Here is an 11,886-nt window from a genome sequence, read left to right on the forward strand (position 1 = left end):
ATGGACAACAGCCCAAGCAACTACGTCGAACGTCCTCTTCAAGCGCATCTGCATCCGCAGCACGCCGAAGACAAGGACACCCTGGATCTGCTCAATCTGTGGAGGATCATCTGGCGCGCCAAGTGGCGCATCGGCTGGCTGGTGCTGCTGAGTTGCGTATTGGCGGCCGTGGTGGTCTCCAATATCACGCCGCAATACATTGGCAGCACCACCCTGCTGTTCAACGACAAAACACCTCCGCTGATGTCGTTCCAGCAAGTCAAGGACTCAGGCGGCAACGCCACAGATTACTTGCAGACTCAGCAGGCGCTCCTGCAATCGCGGGACCTCGCCGAACGCGCGGTGAAAAAACTCGGGCTGACGACTCACCCGGTCACCGATCCGCGCCAGCAGCCAAAGTCCTGGTTTGCGCCGCGCCAATGGCTGGCCGATCTGGACCTTGATCAATGGATCCCGGGGCTAGGTCGATATCTACCGCAAAAGAAAGAGCCACTCACTGAAGCAGACGTTTTCAACCAGGTCACGCAGAACCTCATGCTGCACACCAGCGTCAAGTTCGTTGGCAAAAGCCAGTTGCTCGAAATCGAAGTCGAGTTGCCAGACCCTGTTCTGGCAGCGGCGGCGGCCAACGCACTGGCTCAGGGCTTTACCGACAGCCAGCTCGATACCAGCGAGAAATCGTCGCAAACCACCACGGCCTGGATGAACACGCGTCTGATCAAGCTGCGCGACAACCTGCGTGCGGCCGAGAAAAAACTCCAGGGTTACCGCGAAGAACAAGGTCTTGTGGATGTTGGCGGCGTTGCCACCATCAGCGCCAACGAACTGGAAATGACCGGCAACCGCATGGTCGACGCCCGACGCAACCGCGCTGAAGCCGAGAGCGAGTACCGGCAGGCGAAGGCCCTGGGCAACGGCGACCTGAGCCGACTGTCCAGCGTGCCGGCGGTCTTGAGCAACCCTCTGGTGCAGAAATTCCAGGCCGATCGCGCGGTGGCCCAGGCCAAGGTTGATGAACTGGCCGGGCGCTATGGTCCGAAGCACCCCAGCCTGATCTCCGCACAAACCGAGTTGCGCACCGCCACCACCAGTCTGCAATTGCAGGTGCAGCAAGTGGTGGCCGGTATCGAGCGGCAATACCAGCTCGCCACGGCGAGTGAAGCGTCGCTGCGTCAGTCCTTCAACAGCAACAAGGCGCAAATCCAGGACATCGCGCGCAAAGAGTTCCAGTTGCGCGAATTCCAGCGTGAAGTCGACAGCACGCGCGCGCTGTATGAAACCTTCGTCACACGCCTGAAAGAAACCACGGCCACCGCCGACATGGACTCGACGAAAGTGCGCATCGTCGACCCGGCCATCGTTCCCGTCGACGCGAGCAAACCGCGCAAGACATTGATTGTCGCGATCGTCGGGCTGATTGCAGCGGTGATCGGCGTCGGTTTGGCACTGCTCTTCGAGAGTCTGAGCAATACCTTCAAAACCGATGAATCGATCGAGAGCGTGTTGAATGTTCCACTGCTCAGCGTCGTGCCGCTGGTGATAAAGAAAAGTCGTCGGCAACTGGCGCGCCTGTTCGAGGACAACGACAACCCGCGCTTTTCCGAGACCATTCGCAACCTGCGCACCTGGCTGATGCTGCAAAGCAGCGAAAAACCGTCACAAGTGGTGCTCGTGACCTCCACGGTTGCCGGCGAGGGTAAAAGCACCATCGCCACCAACCTCGCCAGTTCGCTCACGCCGCTGGAACGCGTGCTGCTGATCGATGCCGACATGCGTCAGCCAACCCTGTCGCTGAACTTCGATTTTCCGCCGGACAGCCCCGGACTGGCGAATGTCATTGCCGGCACGGCCAGACTTGAAGACTGCATTGTTTCAGTGGGCAATCTGGACATGCTGCCGGCCGGGAAGGTCTTGCCGCCGTCGCTGGATATGTTCGTTGCGCCACGCCTGCCGTCCCCTGGCGATCCGCTCAACCCGGTTCAGCCACCGCCACAGGATTTGCTCAGCTCGCCGCGCATGGCGCGCATGCTCGAGGCGCTCAGGTCACGTTATCGCCACATCATCATTGATTCTCCCCCAGCGGAGATGATCAGTGACGCGCTGCTGCTGGCAAAACATTCGGACGCGGTGATCTATGTCGTCAAGGCTGACAGCACCTCGATCAGCCAGGTTCAGCGAGGGATTGCCATGTTGCAACAAAGCCATGTGCCGGTCTTCGGCACGGTGCTCAACCAGGTCGACCTGCGCAAGGCGCGCAAGTACGGCTACCACCACTCCCGGGCGTTCTATAACTACGATTTCGCGCCCAGGTAACCATCGGGCGCATACGCCCGCCGCTACGCCCTCTTCTGCCAACGCACCACTCGCTTCACCTCCGCCGAGCTACGGAAAAGCCATCGGGAGGCACGCCGTGCCTGCTCGATTCGCGCTGATGCATGAATGCTGTCTCGAGGTTAAGCCCATGACATCGCTCTATACCGCTCACATGACACACCGCCGAGGCCTGACGTTCTGGGGCCAGTGGCTTTGCGCGCTGTCGCTGGTGACGGCGCTGTTGATATTGCTCGTGCATTGGCGCGTCGGCAGTCTGACCAGCGAATACCGCATCCTGATCATTCTGACGGTGCTCGGCTCGGTGCCGATCTACAGCGTGATGCAGGTCTACCACAAGCGCCATGGCCTGCTGGTCGGGCTCGGCAGATTGCTGGCCGGGTGGTTGACCCTGCTGGCCGTACTGGCGGCGATTGCGTTCTTCACCCAGACCAGCGCCATTTATTCACGCCAGGTGATCATGGTCTGGGCGGTGCTGGGTTTCGTGGTTCAGGCCTTGAGCTTTCTGCCCCTGCATTACCTGGCCCGCCTGTACTCGCGCAAGGTCTGCAACGGACGCCGTTCGGTGATCATCGGTACCTGCCCGACGGCCCATGAACTGGCGAAAAAACTGTCCCGACCGAACCGCGCGCTGGTGCTGGGCTTCATTGCCGCCGAGGACAGCTGTGGCCCTGCCCCCAGCATTCTGCCGTTGCTCGGCCACGTTTCCGCCATCCGCGAGATCATCACGGGCCAGGAAGTGCGCCGCGTCTATATCGTGCTGCCGATGGCCCATGCCGCCACCATCGAAGCGCTGTACATCGACCTGCTGGACATGAACGTCGACGTGGTGTGGATCCCGGATTTCGGCAGCATGGTGCTGCTCAACCATTCGATCTCGGAAATCGAGCGAATGCCGGCCATCTACCTCAACGAGAGCCTGATCAGCTCGCACCCTGCCAGCCTGTTTTGCAAGGATCTGTTTGAACGCAGCCTTGCCGCCCTGGCGATTATCCTGCTCAGCCCGGTGCTGCTGGTGGTGGCCATCGCCGTCAAGCTGACCTCCGCCGGCCCGGTGCTGTTCAAGCAGAACCGTCACGGTTGCAACGGCGAAGTGATCAAGGTCTGGAAGTTTCGCTCGATGCACGTCCACGACGACCAGCAGGTTCGGCAGGCCACCCGCAACGATGATCGCCTGACGCCGATCGGCGGTTTTCTGCGCCGCAGTTCCATCGACGAATTGCCACAACTGTTCAACGTGCTGTCCGGCCGCATGGCGCTGGTCGGCCCGCGTCCGCATGCCGTCACCCACAACCTTTATTACACCGGCAAGGTGCGCGCCTACATGGCCCGGCATCGCCTCAAGCCGGGGATCACCGGGCTGGCCCAGATCACCGGCCATCGTGGCGAAACCGAGACCGTGGAAAAGATGCAGCTGCGCGTCGCCCAGGACCTCAACTACATCAACCAGTGGTCGCTGTGGCTCGACATCAAAATCCTCATCAAGACCCCCTTCACCCTGTTCTCGAAAAACATCTACTAAGCCCGCCCCAACTCTGCCGTCCCCTGCCCGACCGTTGATAACCGTCACCACGATCTGAGGTTCGACCATGAATGTGAGCGTATTCGGTATTGGTTACGTAGGCCTTGTCCAGGGAGCTGCATTGGCCGAGGTCGGGCACAACGTGCTCTGCGTCGACGTCGATGCCGGCAGGGTCGAGGCGCTGAAAGAGGGCACGCTGCCGATCTACGAGCCGGGCCTGAAAAGTCTGGTGCGCGACAACTACCAAAGCGGCCGGCTGCGGTTCGGCACAGACCTGGTGGACGCCGTTCACCATGGCGATGTGCTGTTGATCGCCGTCGGCACACCGCCCGACGAAGACGGTTCGGCGGATCTCCAATACGTGCTGAGCGTGGCGCAGACCATCGCGCTGAACATGGACCGGCACCAGATCATCGTCGACAAATCCACCGTGCCCGTCGGTACGGGCGATCGGGTGCGAGCCTGTATCGAGCAAGTATTGGCCGACAACGGTCGCGGCGATCTGACGTTCGACGTGGTTTCAAACCCGGAATTTCTCAAGGAAGGCTGCGCGGTCGAGGACTGCATGCGCCCGGACCGGATCATCATCGGCACCGACAGCCCGCGTGCCGAAGAGGTCATGCGCGAACTGTATGAACCGTTCAATCGCAGCCGCGAAAAAATCATTGTCATGGACGTTCGCAGCGCCGAGCTGACCAAGTACGCCGCCAACTGCATGCTGGCGACCAAGATCAGCTTCATGAACGAAATGGCCTGCCTCGCCGAAAGGCTCGGCGCCGACATTGAAAAAGTGCGCCACGGCATCGGCGCCGACCCGCGCATCGGTTACCAGTTTATCTACCCAGGTCTGGGCTACGGCGGCTCGTGCTTTCCCAAAGACGTGAAAGCGCTGATACAGGCGGCCGACGCTGTCGACATTGACGCCCGGGTGCTCAAGGCCGTGGAGGCGCGCAACCAGGAACAGAAAGCCAGCCTCTACCGCAAGGTATTCGATCACTTCGACGGCCGCCTTCGCGGCAAGACGTTTGCCCTGTGGGGGCTGAGTTTCAAACCCAATACCGACGACATGCGCGAAGCCCCCAGCCGGGTACTGATGGAGGCTTTGTGGCAAGCCGGCGCCAGCGTGCAGGCGTTTGATCCCAAAGCCATGGAAGAGGCCCAGCGCCTTTACGGCTCGCGCGACGACCTGACGCTGACAGGCACCAAGGAAGCGGCGCTGAAAAATGCCGACGCCCTGATCATCGTCACCGAATGGCAATCGTTTCGGGCACCGGACTTCGACCAGCTCAGCCGGTTGCTCAAACAGCCGTTGATTTTCGACGGGCGCAATCTGTTCGATCCGCAGCGTTTGAGCAAACGTGGGTTCACCTACGTCTCCGTGGGTCGGCAGACCCCTTCAGTTCTCTGAGAGGAGCCGCGCCATGTTCAAACTGGAGATAGTCGGCCACTACTCGGCGAAATTGCTGGAGGCCAACCAGGCCTATTCCTTCATCAACTTTGCCTCGATCGGCAGTTTTTTCGAGCAGAACCCGAGCAGCGTTGCCTATTTTTGCGACGGCATGCTGATGTCAACCTTCATGTCTCGCATCACCGGCAGACCGATTGGCCGGGTCAGCTTCGACTTCACCTCGATAGCCGACGTCGTGCTGCGCAGCGCCGAGCAACAGGGCAAACGCGTCTATTTCGTCGGCGCCCGACAAGCCGAACTCGACCTGTTCATCAGCAAGATCAAGAGCCTTTATCCGCAACTGAGCATCGCCGGCTATCACAACGGCTATTTCGACGCTGCCCAGGCCGAAGACATTCGGTACGACATCTGTCGCAGCGCAGCGGACATTCTGATCGTCGGCCTGGGCGCCGGACGGCAAGAGCAGTTCGAGCAGGATGCCCTGCGCGCAGGCTTTCGCGGGGTCGCCTTCAGCTGTGGCGGGTTCATCCGCCAGGAAGCTTTGGCCACGCGGCAGTACTACCCGGCGCTGATCAATCGCCTGCACTTGCGCGCGTTCTATCGCATGTACCGCGAGCCCCACACGATCAAACGCTACCTCATCGATTACCCAAGCAACTTCCTGCACCTGCTGAACATGATCGTTCGACACAAAGTCGCCATCAGCGTTGGGGAATGACCATGCACATCCTGTTTACCCTCAAGGATTTCAAGCCCGGCGGTGGCGTCGAGCGCGTTCAGCAGCGGCTGTCCGAGCAGTTTCTCAAGGACGGTCGGCGGGTGAGTTTTTTCGTCATGAACGCAGACATGCCCGACACCCGGGACATTCAATGCTACAGCGGTGGCGGCAACGGCCTCGTCGGCCTGTTCAAGTCCATCGTTTTGCTGCGCCGGCTCATACGGCACGAAGGTGTCACCCATCTCATTTCCGCCAAGGAGCAGGCCAACCTCTGCACGTGGTTCGCCACCCTGGGCAGTGCCTGCAAGGTCATCTACAGCCGCCATGCGACCCTCGATTGCAGCGAACAGAAAACCGGCCCCTCAAGCCTGCGCTTTCTCTACGCCTTGTACCTGTGTGGCAGCGGCAAGGTGGTGACGGTGTCCTCGGCGTTGCGCCAGACCCTCGCAGACGCCGTGCCCTGGGGGCGACAGCGCATCCGTTATTGCCCCAACGCGGTCGTCACCGATCAACTGTTTCAAGCCGCCCGGGCGCCCCGGCCCGCCGACTTGCCCCGCAACTACTGGCTGAGCCTGGGGCGTCTGGTCGAACCCAAAGGGTTTCATCTGCTGCTCGATGCCTACGCCTTGGCGCTGCGCAGCGCGGCGCTGCCGGATCTGGTGATCGTCGGTGATGGCCCGTTGCGCGAAGCCTTGGTCACCCAGGCCAGGCAATTGGGTATCGCACAACGGGTGCATTTCAGCGGGTTCATGAGCAATCCCTATCCCGTGCTCAGGCACGCCCGACTGTTCATTCTGAGTTCCCTGCAAGAAGGCATGCCGACCGTGCTGATCGAGGCGTTGGCGCTGGGCACGCCGGTGCTGGCCTGCGATTGCGAGACCGGGCCCAGAGAACTGCTGGACCACGGCCGACTCGGTCAACTGGTGATCGTCAACGACGTACAGGCACTGGCCGAGGGAATGCTGCGCAACCTGATCTCAAGTCATGCCATCGCCCCCGGCGAAGAGACGCTCACTGCCACCCTGCGCCCGTACACCAGTCAGTACGCGGCGCAGGCGTACTACCAGGTCTGGAATCAATGAAAAAGTTACTGATCATCCTCCATGACCTCAGCGCCGGCGGTGCTGAAAAAATGATGGCGCGCCTGGCCAAAGCGCTGGTGGATGCAGGCAACGACGTGACCTTGCTGATGCTCACCGGCGGTGGCCTTCACGCAGCGCATCTCGATCCGCGTGTGAAAAAAGTCGAATTGCACAGCCCGCGCAGCGTCCGTGCGGTGCCGGCACTCACGCGATTTCTGCGTGACAATCGCTTTGACGCCCAGCTGGCAGCCCTCACCCACGTCAACGTGGTGGCGATCATCGCGGCGGCACTGTCCGGCACGCTGGCCCGGCTGCACGTCAGCGAGCGCAATGCCTTTTCCCATGACCGGCACGTGAATCCCGATTTGATGGTGCGCATCGCTTATCGGGTGGCGCCCCTGCTGTACAGGCTGATTCCCAACCCGGTGATCTGCGTTTCACGCGGTGTCGCCCAGGACCTGGTCGATACCACCCTCGCCCGGCGCCAAGACGTGACCATCGCCGACAATCCGGTGCTCGACAACGACTTTCGCGAGAAGACACCGGGACCGCCCCGCCACCGCTGGCTGCTGGAAAAGTCCGGCACCGTGATAGTCGCCGTGGGGCGCCTGGCGCCACAAAAAGGTTTCGACACGCTGATCACAGCGTTCGCCGCACTGCCGGATCAGCATGCCCGCCTGATTATTTTTGGCGAAGGCGTCCTCAGGTCCGAACTGCTTGAACAGGCGAAACAGCTGGGGGTGGCGGAACGCTTCGATCTGCCGGGCTATGCCAACGATCCCCTGGCAGAAGTGGCCGCAGCCGATTGCTTCGTGCTGTCGTCGCGTTTCGAGGGCAGCCCCAACGCGCTGGTCGAGGCGTTATCCACGGGTACGCCGGTGGTGGCGACCCGCTGCCCCCATGGTCCGCAAGACATCCTCCTCGGCGGTCTGGTGGCGCCGCTGGTTGCTGTAGATGATCCGATCGCCCTGGCGCAGGCCATCGCCGAGCAACTGTCCATATCCCGCGATCTGCAGCGTCAGTCACGCCTCGATGCGGCCGCGCGATTCATGAGTGCCAGCGCGGTGCAGACCTACCTCAAAGCGTTGATCGGGAGTCCGTCATCATGAGCACACTGACGATCAGGTATTCGACGTTACGGGACGCCTTCACCGTGTTCGGCATCCTGTTCTACATCCAGGTGATTACCTTTGTCCTGGGTCTGGGCAGTGCCGCGAGCTTCGGCGATATCAACAAGGACCTCGAAGGCAATGTCGCCAATCAGGTCTGCGGCCTCATCACGCTGCTGGTGCCGTTGTTCTTTTTCATCCGCAACAAGGTGTTCCTCAGCAAGACCTTTTATCGCAGCAATTTCTTTCTGCTGGTGTTCCTGCTCTGTGTCATCGCATCGATCGGCTGGTCCCACGACCCGATGCTCAGTCTCAAACGGTTTATCGCCCTGCTCGGCGTGGTGTTTTTTGCAGGCTTCATTGCCTATAACTACTCCCTTGAAAAAATCGCCTTCATGCTCGGCTGCGCCATCGGCATCGCGGCGTTGATCGGGTTGTTGCTCGCCGTGGTCATGCCTGAAGTGGCGTTTCTCTCCGGGGGCATTCGCGACGGCGCGTTCAAAGGTGTTTTCGCCGAAAAGAATGCCGGCGCCCGACTCAATGCGATCGCCATCATGCTGTTGCTGCCGATGATCCGGCAGCGCAATCGCTGGGCGCTCTTCTGTTCGTTCTTTTCGCTGGTCGCGATCCTGCTTGCCCAGTCAGCCACCGGCGTGGCGCTGATCATTTCCGGCACGATCAGCTACTGGTACTTCCTCACGATGATCCGCCTGGGCATCAATCGCTCACAGTTGCTGTTCCTCGGATGCACCCTCCTTTACCTGCTGGTTTGCCTGTTTCTGTACAGCAACTTTGCGGTGCTGCTGGAAATGGCCGGGCGCGATCCGTCACTGACCGATCGGACCCTTATCTGGGAACTGCTCGCGCCTTTCATCGACAGCCAGTTACTCAAGGGCTACGGCTTCGGCGCCTTCTGGGCAAGTCCCGATGCCGATGCGTTCATCACCCGCTGGGGTTACATCGGCAACGCCCACAGCGGCTACATGGAGACCCTGCTCAACGGCGGCCTCATCCAGTTGACGGCGCTGGCATTGATGTTGGGTGAGGCACTGTTCAAGCAATACCGCGCGGTGACGGCGAATCAGGCAGCCCGGTTTCGTGCCAGTGCGCTGGTCATCATCGGCCTGTTCGCCGTCACCAATTATGTGGCGTACGTGATTCCCAACTACCGCTCCGCCGAGTTTCTGGTGTTCTGCACCCTGGCCCTGACCTTCCGGCACCACCACGCGACCTACCCCGAATCCTCACCGGCAGCGCTGCGTCAGCGCTCGTCGGGCCGCGCACTACCGCGCGATTCCGCCCGCGCGTAACCCAAGGAGAATCACCGTGCCAAACCAAGCTCCCCGTTCAGCAGATTCAGTGTGCGTCATCATTCCGATGTACAACGGCGCCGACAGCATCGAGCAGACACTGACCTCCCTGGCCCGGCAAACCCGACTGCCCGATCACGTCATCGTCATCGACGACGGGTCCACCGATGACGGACCACAGCGGGTCAGAGACTTTGTCGCGCCGTTTCGCTTGACGCTGTTACAGCAACCCAACGAAGGCCAGGCCAGCGCCCGTAATCATGGGATGCGGCACTCCGCAGAGACGTTTGTGGCGATGCTCGATGCCGATGACCAATGGCATCCGCGGAAGCTGGAATTACAGCTGGCACTGTATGACGAGCTCACGCGACAGGGTCGACCGGTGGGGCTGATCGACTGCTACGCGCAAGTCAATTACAGCGACGGCAGACGCCAGCGGGACGACCGGTTGAAGAACGGCAGGCATTTCTACGATTTCATCCACGCCAACGTCGTCAATGGTGTCTCCACCGCGCTGGTCAAGCGTGACGTGATCATGCAACTCGGCGGCTTCGATGCCAGCCTGCGTTATTCCGAAGACCGCTTCATGTGGACCCGGATCGCCGAACACTGGGAGATCCACACGGTGCCGGAGGTGTTGCTGGAGCGCACGGTCAATGGCGGCAACATGACCGCGAATCCGAAAAAGTACTACCAGAACAAAATCCGCTTCATCGAGGTGTACCTCGCCCGCTACGGCGCGCAGCTGACCCGGCAGCAGCGGATCGATTTCGTGCTGGGCAACCACACCGATTTTCTCGAGGCGTTTTCCCGACGTGGCGAGCACGACCAGGTCCTCGGCGTGTACCGGCGAATGCTGGATTGCTCCTGGCAGGCCCTGATCTTCGCCAGCGGCAAACCGACCTTGCGCTACCTGTATGCCCGCGCCAGAACCTTGCGCAAGGCAACGGCGTCAACCACGGCTCATTGATCCGGAATCCGCCATGGCCAACCACCGTCTGACGACATTGACCTGGATCTTCACCGAGAAATTCGGCCTGATCCTGCTGTCGATGATTACCTTTGTCGCCTACGCCAGGCTGCTGTCGCCTGCCGAGCTGGGTGTGGGCACGGTAATCATCGCCATCGTCGAGTTGATCGGTCTGGTGTACTCCTCGGTGCTCGAAGACCCGCTGGTCCGGCTTGAGCGACTGGAGGACAAGCACATCAGCACCGCCTACTGGGCGGCGGTGCTGGTCAGTCTGGCGAGCATTGGCGTCATTTCCGGCGCGGTCATGCTGTACACCCCCGACCCGCTGCTGCAATGGATGACGGCGATAGCCTCGATAAAGATCCTGTTCACCATGATGGCGCGGGTCTATGTGGCGCAGATGCGCCGCAGCGGTAACTTCAAGATGCTGGCTTCGCGCACGTTGCTGGGCAAAGTGGCGGGTGGTGTCGGCGGGATTGCCGTGGCGCTTTGGGGACTGGGTGCGTGGGCGGTCATTGCCCAGGCGCTGATCATGGAACTGGTGTCGATCATTGTGTTGATGCGCGCAGACCCACGCCACATCCCCTTTCACATCGACGGCCCGATCCTGCGCGAGTTGTTGAGGTCAGGCGCACCGGTTGCCGTCAACGCGCTGAGCTCGCAAACCTTGCAACGCGGGGTCAACGTGGTGCTGGGCATCACCGCCGGCGCGAACGCGGTCGGCATGTTCAACATGGCGATGCGCATCATCGAACTGCCACGTACCGCGATCTACAACGGCTTGCTGAGCTACGCGCTGCCGGCGTTCTCCCGGCGCAGCGCAGAACCCAAGCGATTGATCGGGATCGTTGGCGACTCAACCGCCGTCAGCGGCTTTCTGTTGACGCCCCTGTTCATCGGACTCGCACTTACGGCAAGCGACCTGATCCTGTTGATCTTCGGCGCCAAATGGGCAGAGGCCATCCCGCTGCTGCAAGTGCTGGCCTGCACCGCCGCCATCGGCAACAGCGCCATGTACGCCACCACCGCACTGGTGGCGGTCAACCGCAGCCACCTCACGATCAAGGCTGAAGTGCTGACCACCGCGCTGGCCCTGGCGCTGGTCTACGCCCTCGGCAACCTGTACGGCGGCATGGCTGCAGCCGTCGCTCTGCTGGCGCGCATGCTGGTCATCACGCCGCTGCAGATCCGTGGCCTGAACACGGCGATCGGTTACAGCTGGCGCGGCTTTTTCGAAGCCAGTTACCGCAGCGTGATCGCTTCCCTGGTCATGGCTGCAACCGTGCTGCTGGTGCTACCGCAGCTGGGTCTCCAGGGTTACCTGCATTTGATCGGCAGCGTCGTGCTCGGCGCACTGAGTTATGCCGTGGGTTACAGCGCCCTGCACCCGCACTGGCCACAGGAATTCAAATCGGTTTTCACCTCCCGCTGAGTTC

General features: G+C 61.1%; 9 protein-coding genes. All 9 read left to right on the forward strand.

All coding sequences use genetic code 11. From position 1 onward, the window contains the following. Entirely contained in the window at positions 1 to 2,313 is a 2,313-nt protein-coding gene (locus ACM6JM_RS09925; RefSeq protein WP_039768574.1) for a GumC family protein, read from the forward strand. Positions 2,314 to 2,461: 148 nt separating this feature from the next. Continuing rightward, complete coding sequence (locus ACM6JM_RS09930; protein ID WP_064596757.1) at positions 2,462 to 3,853, forward strand: undecaprenyl-phosphate glucose phosphotransferase; 1,392 nt, start codon at positions 2,462 to 2,464, stop codon at positions 3,851 to 3,853. A 67-nt stretch (positions 3,854 to 3,920) separates the two neighbouring features. Then, positions 3,921 to 5,261: a UDP-glucose dehydrogenase family protein gene (locus tag ACM6JM_RS09935; protein WP_414881763.1), complete on the forward strand. Its 1,341-nt coding sequence runs from the start codon at positions 3,921 to 3,923 to the stop codon at positions 5,259 to 5,261. A gap of 13 nt (positions 5,262 to 5,274) precedes the next feature. Next, on the forward strand, positions 5,275 to 5,979 hold the full coding sequence (locus tag ACM6JM_RS09940) for a WecB/TagA/CpsF family glycosyltransferase (protein ID WP_039768580.1): 705 nt from the start codon (positions 5,275 to 5,277) through the stop codon (positions 5,977 to 5,979). Between the two features lie 2 nt (positions 5,980 to 5,981). Further along, complete coding sequence (locus ACM6JM_RS09945; RefSeq protein WP_103385308.1) at positions 5,982 to 7,061, forward strand: glycosyltransferase; 1,080 nt, start codon at positions 5,982 to 5,984, stop codon at positions 7,059 to 7,061. Beyond that, a complete protein-coding gene (locus tag ACM6JM_RS09950; protein ID WP_414881764.1) occupies positions 7,058 to 8,170 on the forward strand; it encodes a glycosyltransferase in 1,113 nt (370 codons plus the stop codon). Before ACM6JM_RS09945 ends, ACM6JM_RS09950 begins: the two co-directional genes overlap by 4 nt. Continuing rightward, positions 8,167 to 9,480: an O-antigen ligase family protein gene (locus tag ACM6JM_RS09955; RefSeq protein ID WP_039768584.1), complete on the forward strand. Its 1,314-nt coding sequence runs from the start codon at positions 8,167 to 8,169 to the stop codon at positions 9,478 to 9,480. The genes ACM6JM_RS09950 and ACM6JM_RS09955 overlap by 4 nt, the downstream gene beginning before the upstream one ends. Positions 9,481 to 9,496: 16 nt before the next feature. Next, positions 9,497 to 10,450 carry a glycosyltransferase family 2 protein gene (locus tag ACM6JM_RS09960; RefSeq protein WP_414881765.1) on the forward strand — a complete coding sequence of 318 codons (954 nt, stop codon included), beginning with the start codon at positions 9,497 to 9,499 and terminating at the stop codon, positions 10,448 to 10,450. Positions 10,451 to 10,463: 13 nt separating this feature from the next. Beyond that, positions 10,464 to 11,882, forward strand: coding sequence for an oligosaccharide flippase family protein (locus tag ACM6JM_RS09965; RefSeq protein ID WP_103385232.1), 1,419 nt, complete (start codon positions 10,464 to 10,466; stop codon positions 11,880 to 11,882). The last annotated feature ends 4 nt before the right edge of the window (positions 11,883 to 11,886 follow it).

The sequence above is a fragment of the Pseudomonas sp. IT-P2 genome, assembly GCF_949767575.1.
Taxonomy (GTDB): Bacteria; Pseudomonadota; Gammaproteobacteria; order Pseudomonadales; family Pseudomonadaceae; genus Aquipseudomonas; species Aquipseudomonas pharyngis.